Origin of the sequence: Streptomyces solincola (genome assembly GCF_002982015.1) — a bacterium.
Classification (GTDB): domain Bacteria; phylum Actinomycetota; class Actinomycetes; order Streptomycetales; family Streptomycetaceae; genus Streptomyces; species Streptomyces solincola.
Genome location: NZ_PVLV01000202.1, coordinates 1 through 16,656 on the forward strand (window position 1 = coordinate 1; position 16,656 = coordinate 16,656).

General features: G+C 75.1%; 18 protein-coding genes. 5 read left to right on the forward strand and 13 right to left on the reverse strand.

Annotated features, from left to right (window positions below):
- The 5 genes from C6N75_RS14660 to C6N75_RS14680 form a co-directional block, all read right to left on the reverse strand.
- The coding region (locus tag C6N75_RS14660) for a hypothetical protein (protein WP_258177417.1) at positions 1–462 on the reverse strand (462 nt) is incomplete at its 3' end.
- Between the two features lie 2 nt (positions 463–464).
- A complete protein-coding gene (locus C6N75_RS14665; protein WP_258177418.1) occupies positions 465–1,667 on the reverse strand; it encodes an ROK family glucokinase in 1,203 nt (400 codons plus the stop codon).
- Positions 1,668–1,833: 166 nt separating this feature from the next.
- On the reverse strand, positions 1,834–2,628 hold the full coding sequence (locus C6N75_RS14670; RefSeq protein ID WP_105869341.1) for an ATP-binding cassette domain-containing protein: 795 nt from the start codon (positions 2,626–2,628) through the stop codon (positions 1,834–1,836).
- Positions 2,625–3,668: an ABC transporter permease gene (locus tag C6N75_RS14675; protein WP_105869342.1), complete on the reverse strand. Its 1,044-nt coding sequence runs from the start codon at positions 3,666–3,668 to the stop codon at positions 2,625–2,627. The genes C6N75_RS14670 and C6N75_RS14675 overlap by 4 nt, the downstream gene beginning before the upstream one ends.
- Complete coding sequence (locus C6N75_RS14680) at positions 3,665–4,654, reverse strand: sugar ABC transporter substrate-binding protein (RefSeq protein WP_456340827.1); 990 nt, start codon at positions 4,652–4,654, stop codon at positions 3,665–3,667. Before C6N75_RS14680 ends, C6N75_RS14675 begins: the two co-directional genes overlap by 4 nt.
- 325 nt (positions 4,655–4,979) lie before the next feature.
- Between C6N75_RS14680 and C6N75_RS14685 the strand changes: the two genes are divergently transcribed.
- Positions 4,980–5,990: a Gfo/Idh/MocA family protein gene (locus C6N75_RS14685; protein WP_105869352.1), complete on the forward strand. Its 1,011-nt coding sequence runs from the start codon at positions 4,980–4,982 to the stop codon at positions 5,988–5,990.
- An 80-nt stretch (positions 5,991–6,070) separates the two neighbouring features.
- Here the strand turns inward: C6N75_RS14685 and C6N75_RS14690 are convergent, their stop codons facing one another.
- Positions 6,071–6,748 (reverse strand): response regulator transcription factor, encoded by a 678-nt coding sequence (locus C6N75_RS14690; RefSeq protein WP_105869353.1) that lies wholly within the window; start codon positions 6,746–6,748, stop codon positions 6,071–6,073.
- Positions 6,745–8,046, reverse strand: a complete 1,302-nt coding sequence (locus C6N75_RS14695; protein ID WP_105869344.1) for a sensor histidine kinase — start codon at positions 8,044–8,046, stop codon at positions 6,745–6,747. The genes C6N75_RS14690 and C6N75_RS14695 overlap by 4 nt, the downstream gene beginning before the upstream one ends.
- 147 nt (positions 8,047–8,193) lie before the next feature.
- On the opposite strand from C6N75_RS14695, the gene C6N75_RS14700 reads away from it, so the two are divergent.
- Both C6N75_RS14700 and C6N75_RS14705 read left to right on the forward strand, forming a co-directional pair.
- Positions 8,194–8,412 (forward strand): hypothetical protein, encoded by a 219-nt coding sequence (locus C6N75_RS14700; RefSeq protein WP_105869345.1) that lies wholly within the window; start codon positions 8,194–8,196, stop codon positions 8,410–8,412.
- A gap of 33 nt (positions 8,413–8,445) precedes the next feature.
- On the forward strand, positions 8,446–9,210 hold the full coding sequence (locus tag C6N75_RS14705; protein WP_105869346.1) for a hypothetical protein: 765 nt from the start codon (positions 8,446–8,448) through the stop codon (positions 9,208–9,210).
- Between the two features lie 8 nt (positions 9,211–9,218).
- On the opposite strand, the gene C6N75_RS14710 is transcribed toward C6N75_RS14705, so the two are convergent.
- The gene (locus C6N75_RS14710) at positions 9,219–9,842 is read right to left on the reverse strand and encodes a dihydrofolate reductase family protein (protein ID WP_105869347.1); all 624 of its coding nucleotides are present in this window, start codon (positions 9,840–9,842) and stop codon (positions 9,219–9,221) included.
- Positions 9,843–10,085: 243 nt separating this feature from the next.
- Between C6N75_RS14710 and C6N75_RS14715 the strand changes: the two genes are divergently transcribed.
- A complete protein-coding gene (locus C6N75_RS14715) occupies positions 10,086–10,826 on the forward strand; it encodes an SDR family oxidoreductase (protein WP_105869348.1) in 741 nt (246 codons plus the stop codon).
- Positions 10,827–10,964: 138 nt separating this feature from the next.
- On the opposite strand, the gene alc is transcribed toward C6N75_RS14715, so the two are convergent.
- Together alc and allB are read right to left on the reverse strand one after the other, a co-directional pair.
- Positions 10,965–12,170 (reverse strand): allantoicase, encoded by a 1,206-nt coding sequence (alc, locus tag C6N75_RS14720; protein WP_105869354.1) that lies wholly within the window; start codon positions 12,168–12,170, stop codon positions 10,965–10,967.
- Positions 12,171–12,175: 5 nt separating this feature from the next.
- Positions 12,176–13,510, reverse strand: coding sequence for an allantoinase AllB (gene allB, locus C6N75_RS14725; protein ID WP_105869355.1), 1,335 nt, complete (start codon positions 13,508–13,510; stop codon positions 12,176–12,178).
- A 403-nt stretch (positions 13,511–13,913) separates the two neighbouring features.
- Between allB and C6N75_RS14730 the strand changes: the two genes are divergently transcribed.
- Positions 13,914–14,723: an IclR family transcriptional regulator gene (locus C6N75_RS14730; protein ID WP_105869349.1), complete on the forward strand. Its 810-nt coding sequence runs from the start codon at positions 13,914–13,916 to the stop codon at positions 14,721–14,723.
- A gap of 36 nt (positions 14,724–14,759) precedes the next feature.
- Here C6N75_RS14730 and C6N75_RS30680 read toward each other — a convergent pair whose 3' ends face one another.
- The 3 genes from C6N75_RS30680 to C6N75_RS14735 are packed head-to-tail and all read right to left on the reverse strand — an operon-like array spanning position 14,760 to position 16,570.
- Complete coding sequence (locus C6N75_RS30680) at positions 14,760–14,933, reverse strand: hypothetical protein (RefSeq protein ID WP_181160474.1); 174 nt, start codon at positions 14,931–14,933, stop codon at positions 14,760–14,762.
- Between the two features lie 15 nt (positions 14,934–14,948).
- Positions 14,949–15,098: a hypothetical protein gene (locus C6N75_RS30685; protein ID WP_181160475.1), complete on the reverse strand. Its 150-nt coding sequence runs from the start codon at positions 15,096–15,098 to the stop codon at positions 14,949–14,951.
- A 14-nt stretch (positions 15,099–15,112) separates the two neighbouring features.
- A complete protein-coding gene (locus C6N75_RS14735; protein WP_105869350.1) occupies positions 15,113–16,570 on the reverse strand; it encodes an oxidoreductase in 1,458 nt (485 codons plus the stop codon).
- Positions 16,571–16,656: the final 86 nt, after the last annotated feature.

Below are 16,656 nucleotides of genomic sequence, written 5' to 3' on the forward strand. Positions count from 1 at the left end.
GTGGTGGGTGGTGGCGGCCCAGTCGCGGCGGTCGGGGAAGGTCCAACCGACGGTGGCGGCGTCCCGGGGGCCGACGGTCACCTCGCCGGTGGTGAGCGCGGCGCGGCTGGTGCCGCTGCGGTGCAGGAAGACGTCCAGGCCGGAGCCGCTGGTGGTGAACTCGACGTACAGCCGGCTGGTCTTCCAGTTGCTGGTCTCGAAGTAGGCGACGTCGGTGGCGCCGCCGGGGATGGGCACTTCGAAGACACGGCGCTTCATCTTGGAGGGCCACTGGTCCTGGAGTCCGGCGACGGAGGACTCGGCGGCCTTGTCGCGGCCGGAGTCGCGGCTCTGCTGGGCGGAGATCACGAGGTAGCCGGCCGGGACGCCGATGAGCAGGACGATGACGAGCGCGGTGACGACCCGGCGGCGGATCATGCGGCGGCGCTCGTCGGCGGTGGCGGGCTGGTGCAGGACGGACATGGCTATGGTTCCCGGGTCCGGACGGGGGGTTCGCCCCCCGTGGCGTCGGCGGTCGCGCCGGTGCGGGGCAGGGTGCCGGTGCGGATGGCCTGGGCGTACCGCTCGTAGCGTTCGTGCCGCTCGACGCGGCGGCGGTTGGCGCGGCGGAAGCGGCGGGCGACGAGACGGGCGAGGTCGGCGGCGCCGACCATGCCGGCCTCCGGGCCGAGCTGGGCCTTGGCGATGCGGGCCTCGGGGCGGTAGCCGCGGCCGGTGAGGTGGCGGCGGAAGGCGTCCCGGGCGGGGGCGATCAGGAGGTCGTCGGCCGCGGAGACGCCGCCGCCGATGACGAAGCAGGAGGGGTCGAGCGCGGCGGCGAGGTTGGCGATGCCGACGCCGAGCCACTGGCCGATGTCCTGGAGCAGTTCGACGCACATGGCGTCGCCTTCGCGGGCCAGCTCGGTGATGAGCGGGCCGGTGATGTCGGGGACGCTGCCCTTGACGCGTTCGATGATGTTGTAGGCGACCGGCGAGTCGGCGGCGGCCAGTTCGCGGGCCTCGCGGACCAGGGCGTTGCCGGAGCTGTACTGCTCCCAGCAGCCGCGGTTGCCGCACGGGCAGCGGTGGCCGCCGGGGACGACCTGCATGTGGCCGAACTCCCCGGCGACCCCGTACTTGCCGCGCTTGACCTCGCCGTCCTGGAGGATGGCGCCGCCGATGCCGGTGCCCAGCGTGATCATGACGAGGTGGTCCTCGCCGCGGCCGGCGCCGAAGCGCCATTCGGCCCAGGCGGCGGTGTTGGCGTCGTTGTCGACCATGACGGGGACGGCGAGCCGGGCCTGTAGGGCGTCGCGCAGGGGTTCGTTGCGCCAGGCCAGGTGGGGGGCGAAGAGGACCCGGCTGCGGTCGGCGTCCACCCAGCCGGCCGCGCCGATGCCGACCGCGTGCACGTCGTGCCGGTCGGAGAGGTCCAGGACCAGGTCGGTGATGGTGTCCTCGACGACCTTGGCGCTCTTGGACTTGTCGGGCGTCTCGGTCTTGATCCGCTCCAGGATGCGGCCGTCGGCGTCCACGACGCCGGCCATCACCTTCGTACCGCCGATGTCGATGCCGACGGTGGGGACGCGGGGGGCGCTCAGGTGGGAGCGGCGCTCGCGGGCGGCGACGGTCCGCAGGACGGTGGAGCGGGCGGAGCCCCGGGGGGCGAGGTCTCGGTACGTGCTCAAGGGTCCTCGCGTCGGTGGTGTCGGGTCGGGCCGGCGGGCGTCTGGGGCGCGCCGGCGGCAGACGGCGCCCGCCGGGACCGATTCTGCCAGGTGCGGCGGGAGGGACGGCGGGCCCGCCGCGCGGCCGCGCCATCCGGACGGCCGGGCCGCCGCGCGGCGGCCCGGCTCACTTCCCGGGGTCGCGGGCCAGCTCGTGGCGGAGGTCGTCCAGCTCGCTGCCGCCCGCCATCTGCGTGGTCAGCTCGTCGAGGGTGACGGCGTCGCGGGTGTGGCTCGCGGCCATCGCGCCCCGTTTGAGGAGGACGAAGCGGTCGCCGACGAGGTAGGCGTGGTGGGGGTTGTGGGTGATGAGGACCACGCCGAGTCCGGCGTCGCGGGCGGCGGCGACGTACTTCAGGACGACGCCGGACTGCTTGACGCCGAGCGCCGCGGTCGGCTCGTCGAGGACGAGGACCTTGGCCCCGAAGTGGACGGCTCGGGCGATGGCCACGCACTGGCGCTCGCCGCCGGAGAGGGTGCCGATGGGCTGGTCGACGTCGCGCAGGTCGATGCCCATGCGCAGCAGCGCGGACCGGGTGGTCTCGCGCATGGCGGCGGTGTCCAGCCGGCGGAAGGGCCCGCGGCCGGTGGTGGGCTCGGAGCCGAGGAAGAAGTTGCGCCACACCGGCATCAGCGGGACGACGGCGAGGTCCTGGTAGACGGTGGCGATGCCCAGGTCCAGGGCCTCGCGCGGGGAGCCGAGGCGCCGCTCCTCGCCGTCGATGCGCAGGGTGCCAGCGTCGTGGCCGTGCAGCCCGGCGATGATCTTGATGAGGGTGGACTTGCCCGCGCCGTTGTCGCCCAGCACGCAGGTGATCTGCCCGGCGCGCACGTCGAGGTCGACGCCGTCCAGGGCGCGGACCGGGCCGTAGTGCTTGCCGACGCCGGCCAGCTCGATCAGGGGGGTGGGCTCGGGGCTCATCGGGCGGCCTCCGCGCGCTTGCGGACCCAGGCGTTCAGCAGGGTCGCCAGGAGCAGCATCGCGCCGAGGAAGAACTTGAACCAGTCCGGGTTCCACTCCGCGTACACGATGCCCTTGCTGGTCATGCCGAAGATCAGCGCGCCGACCGCCGCGCCGACCGCGGAGCCGTAGCCCCCGGTGATCAGGCAGCCGCCGATGACCGCGGCGATGATGTAGATCAGTTCGTTGCCGACGCCCTCGCCGGACTGGACGACGTCGAACGAGAACAGCAGGTGCTGCCCGGAGATCCAGGCGCAGAAGGCCACTCCCGCGTAGAGGGCGGTCTTGGTGGCGCGCACCGGGACGCCTACCGCGCGGGCCGCGTCGGCGTTGCCGCCGACCGCGAAGACCCGGTTGCCGAAGCGGGTGCGCAGCAGGATCCAGGTGGCGAGCGCGACCAGGGCGAACCACCAGAGCACGGTGACCTTGATGCCGACGCCGCCGACGGTGAACGTGGAGGCGAAGAGGGCGTGGGCGGAGGAGAAGCCCTCCATGTCGGCGATGGTCTTGGTGGAGACGGTGCCGCCGACGAGTTTGGTGACGCCGAGGTTGAGCCCGGTCAGCATCAGGAAGGTGCCCAGCGTGATGATGAAGCTGGGCAGTCTCGTCCGGGTGAGCATCACGCCGTTGAAGACGCCGATGGCCAGGGTGACCAGCAGGGACACCGCCGCGCCGACCCAGACGTTCGCGGTGAACTGGTAACTGACCATCGAGGAGGCCAGCGCCGAGGTGGTGACGAGCACGCCGGCGGACAGGTCGAACTCGCCGCCGATCATCAGCAGCGCCACCGGCACCGCCATGATGCCGATGGTGGAGGCGGCGTACAGGACGGTGCCGAGGCTGGCCGGGCGCAGGAAGCCGTCGGCGGCGACCGCGAAGAACAGGAAGACGGCGAGCGCGCCGACCACCGAGCCCAGCTCGGGGCGGCCGAGCAGCCGGCGGACCAGCGGCGGGCGGGTGGGGGCGGAGACCGCCGGGGCCTCCTTCGTCGCGGCGGTCATCGGGTGCCCCGCCGGGTGTACTCCTCCAGCTTGCCGGCGTCGTCCTTGGTGACGACCTGCGGGCCGGTGAAGACCGGGCGGCCGCCGCCGAGCACGTCGGCGTTGTAGCGGTAGAGCCAGAGCAGGTCGACGGCCTGGTAGCCCTGGAGGTAGGGCTGCTGGTCGACGGCGAAGCCCAGGTCGCCGCTCTTCAGCCCGGCCGCCACCTTGGCGTTGAGGTCGAAGGTGTCGATCTCCGCCTTCGAGCCGGCGGTGCGCTTGGCCTGGACGGCGGCGTCGGCGAACGGCGCGCCGAGGGTGACGACGGCGTCGACGGAGCGGTCGGTCTGGAGCTTGGCCTCGATGGACGCCTGCACGTCCGGCATGGTGGTGCCGTCCACGTAGAGGTTCTCCACCTGGCCGGGGAAGGTCTTGCGGACGCCGTCGCAGCGCTGCTCGTGGCCGACGTTGCCCTGCTCGTGCAGGATGCACAGCGCCTTCTTGCGGCCGCGCTCGCCCAGCTCGGTCCCGACGGCCTCGCCGGCGACGCCCTCGTCCTGGCCGATGTGGGTGAGCGCCCCGTACGCCTTGGACTGGTCGGCGCCGGAGTTGACGGTGATCACCGGGATGCCGGCCTTGACGGCCCGCTGCACGGCGGCCTTCATCGCCTCCGGCTTGGCCAGGGTGACGATCAGCCCGTCGACCTTCTTGTCGACGTAGGAGTCGATCAACTGGGCCTGCTGCTGGCCCTCGTCGCTCTTGGCGTAGAGGAACTCGACGTTGTCCTTGACGGCGGCCTGCTTCGCGCCGTTCTGGACGATGTCCCAGAAGGTGTCGCCGTCGCCGGAGTGGGTGACCATCGCGAAGGTCCAGCGCGGGGTGTCCACCGCGGCCCGGCCCTCGGCGGCCGCCTTGCGGGCGTCCTCGGCGCGCTTGCCGCCGGTGGAGCTGCATCCGGTGAGGACCACCGCCAGCACCACCGCGAGCACCGCGCCCAGGGCGCGCAGCGGGGTGCCCCGCGTCGGCCCGTGTCCTGTTCTTCCTGCCCTTGCCACGCCGCCGTGCCCTTCTCGCCGTACCGCTCGCCGCCGGGGGGCGCACCGCGCCGTCCCGACCGGCCAAGTATGGGTCATCGTGCTCCGGCGCCCTGTCATCGGGTGCCACCACCGCCCGTCCCGGTCCGTCTCCGCCGCCTTCGGGCGTTTGTACGGGGGCGCGGGCGGGCGGTCAAGAACGCGCGTGCGGGCGGCGCGGGCGGCCGGCCCGGGACACGTCCGCGCGGGGCGCGGTGATCGCTTGACAGGGGGCGAAGGCCGCTCCACCGTCGTGGCCATGCGCATCGGAGTCATCGGCACGGGGCGGATCGGCGCCTTCCACGCGGGGCTGCTCGCCCGCCACCCGGAGGTCGGCAGTCTGGTGGTGGCGGACGCCGACCGGGGGCGGGCGGCCCGGGTCGCCGAGGCGACCGGCGCGGCGCTGGCCGGCGGCGCGGACGAGGTGTTCGCCTGGGGCGTGGACGCGGTGGTGATCACCTCGGCCACCGCCGCGCACGCCGAGCTGATCGCCCGGGCGGCGCGGGCCGGGCTGCCGGCGTTCTGCGAGAAGCCGATCGCGGTGGACCTGCCCGGCACGCTGGCCGCCCTGCGCGCGGTGGCGAAGGCCGGCTCGGTGCTCCAGCTCGGCTTCATGCGCCGCTTCGACGCCGGCTACCGGGCCGCCCGGGAGGCGGTACGAGACGGGCGGCTCGGCCGGCTGCACACCGTGCGGGCGCTCACCTCCGACCCGGCGCCGCCGCCGGCCGCGTATCTGCCGCTGTCGGGCGGGCTGTACCGGGACTGCCTGGTGCACGACTTCGACGCGCTGCGCTGGGTCACCGGGCGGGAGGTGATCGAGGTGTACGCGACGGGGTCGGACGCCGGGGATCCGATGTTCCGCGCGGCCGGTGACGTGGACACCGCGGCCGCGCTGCTCACCCTGGACGACGGGACGCTGGCCACCGCGACCGCCACCCGATGCAACGGGGCCGGTTACGACGTGCGGATGGAGCTGGCCGGGGAGCGCGACCAGATCGCGGTCGGCCTGGACGAGCGCACCCCGGTCACCTCCACCGAGCCGTTCGGTCCGCCGCCCGCCGACCGGCCCTGGCCCGGCTTCCTGGAGCGGTTCGCCCCGGCGTACGCGGCGGAGCTGGACGCCTTCGTGCACCTGGCCCGCGGCGGGCGGGACAACCCGTGCGACGGCTGGGAGGCGCTGGCCGCGCTGCGGATCGCCGAGGCGTGCGAGCTGTCCCGGCGCGAGCGGCGGCCGGTGCGGATGGCGGAGATCGCCAGCGCGCCCGGCTGAACCCGGGGCGGCGGGGGCCGCCCACCGGCCCCGGCCGCCGACGCAGCCCGCCGGCCCCTCCCGCCCGCCGACAGGCCCGGTCAGCCGGGCGGGTCGCCGTCGAGCAGGCCGGCGTCGTGGACCAGCAGGGCGATCTGGACGCGGTTGTTCAGGCCGAGCTTGGTCAGCACCCGGGAGACGTGGGTCTTGACGGTGGGCAGGCTCATGTAGAGGGCGGCGGCGATCTCGGCGTTGGAGCGGCCCCGGCCGACGGCGAGGGCCACGTCCCGTTCGCGTTCGGCGAGGGCGGAGAGCCGGGCGGCCGCGGCGGCGCGGCGCTGCCCGGGGCCGGGCGCGGCGTCGGCGACCCGGTCCATCAGCCGGCGGGTGACGGCCGGGGAGAGCACCGGGTCCCCGGCGGCCACCCGGCGCACCGCGTCCACGATCTGCGCGGGCGGAGTGTCCTTGAGGACGAACCCGGCGGCCCCGGCCCGCAGCGCGCGCACCACCTGCTCGTCGGCGTGGAAGGTGGTGAGGACGACGACCTCGGGGGCGGCGGGGCGGGCGCGCAGCCGCTCGGTGGCGGTCAGGCCGTCGACGCCGGGCATCCGGATGTCCATCAGCACCACGTCGGGGGCGTGCCGGTCCACCAGCTCGGGCACCTGGGCGCCGTCGGCGGCCTCGCCGACGATCTCGATGTCGTCGGCGCCGCCGAGCATCAGGGCGAGTCCGGCGCGGACCAGTGGGTCGTCGTCGACGACGAGGAGTCTGACGGTCATGCGGGCCACGGTAGCCAGGCGCGCACCGTGAACCCGCCGCCGGACAGCGGCCCGTGGCTGAGGCTGCCGCCGGCCAGGGCGGCGCGCTCGGCGAGGCCGATCAGGCCCTGGCCGGCGCCGGGCACCCGGGCGGCCGGGTCGGCGGCTGCGGGGTTGGTCACCTCGACGGTGAGGCCGTCGCCGGGGCCGCCGCGCACGGTGACGGCGACCTCGGCGCCGGGGGCGTGCTTGCGGGCGTTGGTCAGTCCCTCCTGGGCGATGCGGTAGACGGTGCGGCCGGTGGCGGCGGGCGCGCGGGTCGGGTCGGCGACGCCGTCGTCCAGGGTGACCCGCATGCCGGCCGCCCGGGACTCGGCGACCAGGTCGGGCAGGGTGGCCAGGGTGGGCTGCGGCCGGTCGGCGGAGTCGGCGTCGCCGGGGGCGCGCAGCACGCCGATGATCTCGCGCAGGTCCTGTAGGGCCTCGTGGGCACTGTCCCGGATGACGCCGGCGGCCCGGGCCACGTCGGCGGGGGGCGCGTCGGGGCGGAACTCCAGTGCCCCGGCGTGCACGCTGAGCAGGGTCAGCCGGTGGGCGAGCACATCGTGCATCTCGCGGGCGATGGCCTCCCGGGCGGCGCGCTGGGCCTGCTCGGCGCGCAGCTCCGCCTCGGCCTCGGCGCGGGCGGCGCGGTCCCGCAGTGCGACGACCAGTTGGCGGCGGGCGCGCACGAGCATGCCCCAGCCGGTGACCAGCAGGACGAGCACGGTGCCGGCCAGGATGCCGGCGAGGACGCTCAGCGAGGGGTCGGGGCGGACCAGCGGGGAGAGCGCCGAGCAGGCCATGGCCAGCAGGCCGAGCGGGACGAGCCGCCGGAACGGCACCCGTACGGCGGCGGTGAACAGGGCGACCAGCAGGGCTCCGCCGGTGGCCGGGGCGAACACGCTCAGCACGCTGAGGGCGGCGGCCAGCGGCACCGGCCACCGGCGGCGCGCCCACAGCGCGCAGCACGCGGCGGCCGCGACGAGCTGGTCCGCGACGACGACCGCCGAGCCGTTGCCCGCCTCCCGGGAGGTCTGCGCGGCGAGCACCCCGAGCAGGGCGGCGAACGCGAAGGCGAGGATGTCGACCACCCAGTCCCGCACGGTCCGGCGGGCGCGGGGAGGCCGCCGGCCGCCGACGGCCGGACCCGGCGCCGGAGCCGCCGGGTCGGAGGCCGCCGGGCGGGAGGCCGGGTCATGGGGCCGGTCCGCCGCCGTCTCCGCCGGGTCGGGCACCAGGTCGGAGGGGAGCAGCCAGCGGTACTCCGCTCGCGTCATGGCTCCCACGCTAGGCGGACCGGTGGCGGAGGGGGCGCGTCTGCGGGCGGTCGGCTACCGAAGTCGGGGAGGCCGATACTTTCGGAGCGGCCGGCGGCTTCCGACGCCGGACGCGGCGGCGGCCCGGCCGGGCGCAGTATCGGGGCCATGAGGAAGCTGCTGGAAGTGCTCGGAGGTCTGCTGCTGCTCACGGGCGGTTGCGGGGTGGTGCGGGAGTTCTGGCCCGCTTTCCGGATCATGGGGTTCAGCGACCGGCTGATCGGGCGCGTGGGCTTCCTCCACGGGTGGGAGCTGTTCGCACACATCGTGCTCGCGGTGCTGGGCCTGGTCATGGTGGTCGTCTCGGGCCGGACGGACCGGGCCTAGCCCCCGCCTCCGGCGGCCGTTAGAGTCCCCGGCATGGCGGACGGGGTGCTGGAGATCGTGCTCGGGGTGGTGGCCGCCGCCATCAGCGCCGGACTGGGCTGGTTCGCGCGGACGTTCCTATGGCGGCGGAGGCTGCGGCGCAAGCAGCGCTTCCTCGGTCTGCCGGCCGGCTCGGAGTGCCTGTTCGTGGTCAACCGGGACATGGGCGGCGACCAGCGCTCGGTGCACCGGCGGGACGCGTACGCCCTGCTGGAGCTGTCCGCGCTGGTCAAGGACTGCGGGGCGGAGGTGCAGATCACCGCGCACGACGAGACCCGGCAGGGGTTCGGCGCCCGGGCGGAGTTCTGCGTCGGCGGCCCGGGCTCGAACCAGCGGACCGCCGCGCATCTGGCCTCGCTGCTGCCCGGGGTGTCGTTCTCCACCGTGTCGGAGCCGGTCGCCGAGCGGGGGGCGATCGCGGTGGCCGGGCAGACCTACCGGATGGTCAAGGGCGAGGTGGAGTACGTGCTGCTGGCCAGGCTGGCGTCGGACGCGCACGCCCGCCCGGTGTTCCTGCTGTGCGGCCAGACCGCGATCAGCAACCAGGCCGCCGCCCGCTACCTGGCCGCGCACCACGAGGAGCTGTGGCGGCGCGGCGCGGACGGGTCGTTCTGCCTGCTGCTGAAGGTGGTGAACCCGGCGGCGTACGGGGCGGACATGACCGAGCTGGTCGCGGACCTGACGCTCGCGGCGCGCACCGCCCCGCCGGCCGCCGCCCCGGCCCCCGCTGCCGAGACGGCGGCCGCGGACCGCGCGTAGCCGCGGGCTCACTCCCCCACGGTGCCGAAGCGGGCCGGGCCGCTGAGCCGGTAGGTGCCCACGCTGACGCCGGTCGCGGTGGTGCTGTGCTCGGTGAGGGTGTACGCGGCGGGGGCGCCGACCCGGTCCTGGAAGAGCCGGCGGCCCTGGCCCAGGTAGACGGGGTGGACCAGCAGGTTCAGCTCGTCCAGCAGGCCGTGGGCGATGAGGGTCCCGGCCAGCCTGGTGCTGCCGTGCACCTGGATCTCCCCCGCGGCCTGCTCCTTCAGCCGGGTGACGGCCGCCACCGCGTCGCCGCCGAGGAGGGTGGTCTCCTTCCAGTCGGCGTCGCCGGAGGTGAGGGTGGAGGAGACGACGTACTTGGGGCGGGAGTTCAGGACGGAGGCGATCCGGTCGCCCTCGTCGGTGACCTTCGGCCAGAAGCCGGCGAAGATCTCGTAGGTCCGGCGGCCGAGCAGGATGCCGTCGGCCCGCTCCAGGTACCCGGTGACGAAGCGGATCAGGTCCTCGTCGACGTAGGGGGCCTGCCAGCCGCCGCTGGTGAACCCGTCGCTCGGGTCCTCCTCGGGCCCGCCGGGGGCCTGCATCACGCCGTCGAGGGTGAGGAACGCGTTCAGGGTGAGGGTGGCCATGTCGGTCGCCTTTCGCCGGGTCGTGGACGTCGGTCGTCTCGGTCCACGAGCTCAGACCGGCCGCAGCGCCGCAACTCATCGCCGTACGCGTGCCGTATGCCGGCGGCCGCGGCTCGTCGCCGTACGCGTGCCGCGGGCCGGTACGTCGGCGTCCGATCCCCGCCAGCGCCGGCGGCCTCGCGCCGGTGGGATGGAGTCCTCGGCCGGAAGGGGCGAGACGGGTTGCGAAAAGATCGGGGAGACATGGACACGCGGGGCAGGACGGCGCTGGTGACGGGCGGCAGCCGGGGCATCGGGGCGGCCGCGGCGCTGAGGCTGGCGCGGGAGGGGGCGGACGTGGCCGTCACCTATCTGCACGGCGAGCGGGCGGCGAAGGAGGTGGTGGCCGGGATCGAGGCGACCGGGCGGCGCGGGGTCGCGCTGCGGGCGGACTCCGGGGACGCGGCCGAGGCGGCGGGCGCGGTGGAGCGGGCCGCCGAGGCGCTGGGCGGGCGGCTGGACGTGCTCGTCAACAACGCGGGCATCGGGGTGCTCGGCCCGATCGAGTCGATCTCGTTCCCGGACGTGGACCGGGTGCTGGCGGTCAACGTGCGCGGGGTGTACGCGGCGTCGCGGGCGGCGGCCGGGCTGATGGGGCGCGGCGGGCGGATCATCACCGTCGCCAGTTGCATGACCCAGCGGGTGCCGGGGCCGGGCGGGACGCTGTACGCGATGAGCAAGTCGGCGCTGATCGGGCTGACCCGGGCGCTGGCCCGGGAGCTGGGCGGCCGGGGCATCACGGCCAACGTGGTGCATCCGGGGCCGGTGGACACCGACATGAACCCGGCGGACGGGCCGATGGCCGAGAGGCAGGTCGGGCTGACCGCGGTGGGCCGGTTCGGCTCGCCGGAGGAGGTGGCGTCGCTGGTGGCGTACCTGGCGGGCGAGGAGGCCGCGTTCGTGACGGGCGCGGAGTTCTCGGTGGACGGCGGCCACGCGGCGTAGCCCGTCGGCGGGGACCGCTCGGCCGGGGCCGGCGGGGAAGGCCCGAGGGCGCACCGGTGCTGTCCTTCCGGTGCGCCCTCGGCGTACGGGCGGGTGTCGTTCCCGCCCGGGTCCGGGCGCGTGTCGGCGCGCCTCGGGTCAGCTCAGCTCGTCGTGGCGGGCGGCCAGGCGCTTGGCGCCCTCGTCCGTCAGGGAGCCGAAGAGCCGCAGGCGGGAGATGCCGCCGTCCGGGTAGATGTCGATCCGCACGTGGGTGCCGACGGCCGCCTCGGGCAGGACGAAGCGGTGGTTGGTGTCGGGCTGGAGCCGGGTGCGGGGCAGCACCTCGGTCCAGTCGTCGCCCTCGGCGCCGTCGCGTAGGGAGAGGGCGGCCCAGCCGGCGCTGTTGCCCTTGAGGTACGCGGTGTCGATCTCGACGGCGCGGATGGCGGACTGCTCGACCAGGCGGTAGCGGATCCAGTCGTTGCCCTTGTCGCGGCGGCGGCGGGTCTCCCAGCCGTCGTCCATCTTGCGGGAGCGGCCCGGCTGGATGGTGTTGGTGGCCGGCGAGTAGAACCGGTCGGAGGCGTCCTCGACCAGGCCGCCGTTCTCCAGGGCGACGACGTCGAACGCGCCGAGCACGCCGAGCCACGCGGGGTCGGGGACGACCTCGCCGTAGACCCGCAGGCGGGCGATGCCGCCGTCGGGGTGCTGCTTGACCCGCAGGTGGGTGAAGCGGCGGTCGGTGTCGACGGTGAAGCCGTTGGCGGCGTGGCCGCCGACGGCGGTGCGCGGGACGATCACGGTCCACTCGACGTCGTCGGCGAGCAGCTCCTCGGGGGAGGGGGAGCCGGCGACGGCGGTGGCCTCGACGGAGACGGCCTGCGGGTAGTTGCCGCGGAAGTGGGCGGTGTCGATCACGAGGCCGCGGACGACGCCGGGGGCGCCGAGGCGGACCAGGGCCCAGTCGTGGTCCTGGTCGACCGGGTGCGGGGTGTCCGCGCCGGTGCCTCGGCGGCGGCGGGTCTCCCAGCCGTCCATGACCTTGCCCTTGTGGCCGAAGTGCTCGGGGTCGAACTCGGCGGGCTCGGGCTTCAGCAGGTTCTCGCGCTCGGCGAAGAACTCGTCGTTGGCGGCGATCACGCCCGCGCCGAGCCGGCGGTCGGCGAGGTCGACCAGGCCGGTGAAGGGGAAGTCCGCGGTGCGGTAGTCGGCGTAGGGGTCGCCGCCGCCGTAGGGCTTGGCGTCACCGGTGAAGCGGACCGGGGCGGCGCCGGCCTGGGCCTCGGCCCGGGCCTCGGGCTGGACGGCCTGGGTCTGGGTGGTGTTGCGGGCGGGGTCCTGTGCGGAGTTCTGCGCGGTCACGGAGGTCACTTGTTCCTTTCGAGCAGGCGGCCGGTGGGCTCGGCCGGGGCGCCGTGGTCGGCGATGCGTGCACCGCGCAGCCAGGTGGACTTCACGACGCCGTGAAGGGTCTTGCCGGCGTAGGCGGTGACCTGGTTGCGGTGGTGCAGGGCGGCCGGGTCGACGGTGAAGGTCTCGTCGGGCGCGAGGACGGCGAAGTCGGCGTCGCGCCCGGCCTCGATGGCGCCCTTGGCGTCCAGGCCCGCCAGGGCGGCGGGCGCGGTGGACATCCAGCGGGCGACGTCGTCCAGGCTGTGCCCGCGGCGGCGTGCCTCGGTCCAGATGGCGGGCAGGCCGAGCTGGAGGGAGGAGATGCCGCCCCAGGCGGTGGAGAAGTCGGGGGTCTTCAGATCGGCGGTGGACGGCGAGTGGTCGGAGACGATGGCGTCGATGGTGCCGTCGGCGAGGCCGTCCCACAGGGCGTCCTGGTTGGCGGCCTCGCGGATGGGCGGGCAGCACTTGAACTCGGTGGCCCCGTCGGGGACTTCCTCGGCGGTGAGGGTGAGGAAGTGCGGGCAGGTCTCCACGGTGACCCGTACGCCCTCGCGGCGGGCGGCGGCGATCAGCGGCAGCGCGTCGCTGGAGGACAGGTGCAGGACGTGGACGCGTGCGCCGAGCCGGCGGGCCTGGTCGACCAGGTGCGCGATGGCGGTGTTCTCGGCGTCCCGGGGCCGGGAGGCGAGGAAGTCGGCGTAGTGCGGGGAGCTCACCTGGGGGGCGGCGTCGAGGTGGTGCGGGTCCTCCGCGTGCACGATCATCAGGCCGTCGAAGCCGGCGATCTCGGCGAGCGAGGCGGCCAGCTGGTCCTGGTCGAGCTGCGGGAACTCGTCGACGCCGGAGGGCGAGAGGAAGCACTTGAAGCCGTAGACGCCGGCGTCGTGCAGCGGGCGCAGGTCGCCGACGTTGTCGGGCAGCGCGCCGCCCCAGAAGCCGACGTCGACGTGCGCCTTGGGGCGGGCGGTGTCCTGCTTGACGCGCAGGTTGCCGACGGTGGTGGTGGGCGGCAGGGAGTTGAGCGGCATGTCGACGATGGTGGTGATGCCGCCGGCGGCCGCGGCACGGGTGGCGGTCCAGAAGCCCTCCCACTCGGTGCGGCCGGGGTCGTTGACATGCACGTGGGTGTCGACCAGGCCGGGCAGGACGACGTGGTCGCCGACGTCCTCCAGGCGGGCGCCGCCGGGGATCTTCGCGTCGTAGGGCAGCACGGCGGCGATCCGCTCGCCGGCGACGGCGACGGACGCGGGCCGGGTGCCCTCGGGGGTGACGACCCGGGTCGAGCGCAGTACCAGGGTCACCTCCAGTGGCGGCGCTCCGACCTCCAGCGCCTCCGCCCGCTGCCGGTCCTCCACCTGCTTGCCCCCGTCTGCACGGCCGTTCACGCAACCTCCTGCTCACGTCCGCACCAGCGGACTTCAACGAACTGTTGAAGGAGTCTTCACCTCGGACGGTATGCCGTCAAGGGTCGCCCCGGCGGTCCCGGGTGGCGCGAAGCCGACTTGGATGATTCCATGAAGTGGAAGACAGTTTCCGTCACGCAGAACGTAGGTCCCCACAGCGGGGATGTCCGCGAGACCTGGGCGAGCACTGCCGACACCCGGACAAACACGCCCTGACCGGCCAGGACGCCCCAGTGCGGGCAGGGTGCCGGAAGGAACGGCCCGGTAGGCTGCTGACTTGCCCATCCGCCTCGAAAGGACCGCTGCCGTGCCGACGTCCAGCGCCAGCACCACCGACGCCGCCAAGCCCGCCGCCACCGGCGGGGTCCAGTCCCTCGAGCGGGCCTTCGACCTCCTGGAGCGGATGGCCGACGCGGGCGGCGAGGTCGGACTGAGCGAGCTCTCCGCCAGCAGCGGACTTCCGCTGCCCACCATCCACCGGCTGATGCGGACGCTGGTCGCCTGCGGGTACGTACGCCAGCAGTCCAACCGCCGGTACGCGCTCGGCCCCCGGCTGATCCGGCTCGGCGAGTCCGCCTCCCGGCTGCTGGGCACCTGGGCCCGCCCGTACCTGGCCAGGCTAGTCGAGGAGACCGGCGAGACGGCGAACATGGCGCTGCTCGACGGTGACGAGATCGTGTACGTCGCCCAGGTGCCGTCCAAGCACTCGATGCGGATGTTCACCGAGGTCGGCCGGCGGGTGCTGCCGCACTCCACCGGGGTGGGCAAGGCGCTGCTGGCGCACGTCCCGCCGGAGGAGGTGCGGGCGCTGCTGTCCCGGACCGGGATGCCCGCCGCCACCGACAAGACGATCACCACCGCGGACGGCTTCCTGGGCGCCCTGGAGCAGGTGCGCGCGGCCGGGTACGCGATGGACGACAGCGAGCAGGAGATCGGGGTGCGCTGCATCGCGGTCTCCATCCCGGACTCCCCCACCGCCGCGGCCATCTCCATCTCCGGCCCGGCGGGCCGCGTCACCGAGACCGCCAAGGAGACCATCGTCCCCGTCCTCCAGGGCATCGCCCGCGAGCTGTCCACCGCCCTGGCCAGCACCACGGCCGGGGTGCCGCAGGGCTGACGGACGGGGGCGGCCCGGCCGGCCGCGGGCCGCGGGTCAGGCGCCCGACGGCCCGGCGTCGACCTGGTCCGGGATCGTCGTGCGGGGCGTGCCGACGACTTGGAGGTCGACGCCCTCGTGCCAGAAGCGGGCGAGCATCCGGCGGAAGCTCTCCGCCTCGGCGGTCCCGCCGAAGTCCAGCTCGACGACGACGTACCGCTGGTCGTCCACCGGACGCAGCCCGCGCTAGCCGCGCACCCCGCCCTCCCGGCGGGTGTCGCCGAAGCGGTCGAAGACGTCCTGCCACTCGGCGGAGTCCCGCACCGCGTGCTCGATGTGCAGTGTGGCCGTGGCGCGACGCCTCCCGGCAGCTCGTCCGCTCCTCCTCCCCTCCATCGTGCGCCGCCCGCTCAGTTCTTGCTGAGCGCGCGGGTCACGCCGGCGACCAGGGCGGTGGTGAGCAGCCAGCCGGCGGCGATCAGCAGATAGGCGGTGCCCCGCTGGAGGCCGTCCGGCCAGTACCAGGCCGAGCGCTGGCCGAGGTTGCCCAGCGGGACGAGCAGGTCGAGCGCGTACACCAGCGGGCTGAACGGCGCCCCCTCCCCCGGCTTGACCGGCTTCGGCGTGCCGGCGGAGAAGACGGCCGTGCCGAGCGCGGTCAGCAGCAGCACCCAGAGCAGCGCCCGCTGCGGGCGGTAGCCGAAGCCGACGGTGACGTCCAGCAGCCGGCTCCACGCCCGCTCCAGTGGGCCCAGCGTGGCGCGCCGGCGCCGCTGCCGGGCGAGCAGCACCCGCCGGGCCAGGTCGTCATGGCCCACCCGGCGGTACCAGCCCGCCAGTTGCTCGTACGGCTGCGGGCTGTACTCCGGCTCCCGGCGCAGCCAGGCGAGCCGGCGGGCGGTGCCGTCCCGGGCGTCGTCGCGCGGGTCGAGCCACTCGTAGACAAAGCCCTGCAACCCCACCACCGGCGGCCAGGCGTCGGGGTGGTCGCGCAGGATCTCCACCCGGCAGCCCTGGAGGCGGACCGGCCCGGCGGGCGCGGAGGCCGGGGTGAACGCCAGCTCCGTCGCCCGCAGCCGGGTCAGGTCCACACCGGTGCACCCCTCCCCCAGGGCCGCCCCGGCGAAGGACACCTCGCCCTCGACCCGGGCGCCGCGCAGTGAGACGCCGCCCTCGGCGGTGAAACCCGCGCCCAGGTGGAGGGCCGCCAGGGCGGCGTTCTCCAGTTGCAGGGCCGCGGTGCCGCGCGCGGCGCGCAACCGGGCGCCGTCCAGGAAGAGCCCGCCCGGCAGCCGGGCGCCGCGCAGCCGGACGCCGCCGTCCACCACCAGTCCGTGCTGTCCCCAGACCCCGCCGCCCATCTCCAGGCCGCCGGCGTCCAGCGGTTTGCCCTCGGCGTGCGACAGCTCCGCCCCGTCCAGCACCAGCTCACCGTCGATGCGCGCGTTGCGGAGCACCACCCGGCCCCGCACCGTGCAGCCCCGCAGGTCCAGCCGGCCGCCGATCCGCGCCATCTGGGCGTGCAGGCCGGACAGCTCGCTCTCGCGCACGCAGATCGAGCGGGTGAGCGCGCCGGTGAGGTTCACACCGTCGGCGATGACGCAGTCCTCCAGGTGGAGGGCGCAGGCGAGTTCGGCGCCGGCCAGTTCCAGCCGGCCGGTCACTCGGGCGCCGGCCAGGCGTACCGCCGGCACCGCGCCGGCGCCGTCGCGGCCTTCCGGACCGGCGTGCCCCAGCAGCAGCGCGGCGATCACCCGGGCCCGCACCGCGCCCCGCTCGCCGCCCGCGCGCAGCTCCACCCGCCGGCCCTCGGGGAAGGCGTCCCACAGGGCGCGCTCGTCCGGGCTCAGCTCCGCGTAACTCACCATGCCCGTACGGTAGTCGGCGCTCGTGCGGCCGCCGGAGGCGGTGCCCGCTAGCGGGCACCGCCTCCGGCGGCCGCACGAGCGCCGAC

Coding starts and splice junctions, on each gene's coding strand:
- C6N75_RS14670 (WP_105869341.1), bottom strand. CDS start 2,628: ATGAGCCCCGAGCCCACCCCCCTGATCGAGCTGGCCGGCGTCGGCAAG.
- C6N75_RS14675 (WP_105869342.1), bottom strand. CDS start 3,668: ATGACCGCCGCGACGAAGGAGGCCCCGGCGGTCTCCGCCCCCACCCGC.
- C6N75_RS14685 (WP_105869352.1), top strand. CDS start 4,980: ATGCGCATCGGAGTCATCGGCACGGGGCGGATCGGCGCCTTCCACGCG.
- C6N75_RS14690 (WP_105869353.1), bottom strand. CDS start 6,748: ATGACCGTCAGACTCCTCGTCGTCGACGACGACCCACTGGTCCGCGCC.
- C6N75_RS14695 (WP_105869344.1), bottom strand. CDS start 8,046: ATGACGCGAGCGGAGTACCGCTGGCTGCTCCCCTCCGACCTGGTGCCC.
- C6N75_RS14700 (WP_105869345.1), top strand. CDS start 8,194: ATGAGGAAGCTGCTGGAAGTGCTCGGAGGTCTGCTGCTGCTCACGGGC.
- C6N75_RS14705 (WP_105869346.1), top strand. CDS start 8,446: ATGGCGGACGGGGTGCTGGAGATCGTGCTCGGGGTGGTGGCCGCCGCC.
- C6N75_RS14710 (WP_105869347.1), bottom strand. CDS start 9,842: ATGGCCACCCTCACCCTGAACGCGTTCCTCACCCTCGACGGCGTGATG.
- C6N75_RS14715 (WP_105869348.1), top strand. CDS start 10,086: ATGGACACGCGGGGCAGGACGGCGCTGGTGACGGGCGGCAGCCGGGGC.
- C6N75_RS30685 (WP_181160475.1), bottom strand. CDS start 15,098: ATGGAGGGGAGGAGGAGCGGACGAGCTGCCGGGAGGCGTCGCGCCACG.
- C6N75_RS14735 (WP_105869350.1), bottom strand. CDS start 16,570: ATGGTGAGTTACGCGGAGCTGAGCCCGGACGAGCGCGCCCTGTGGGAC.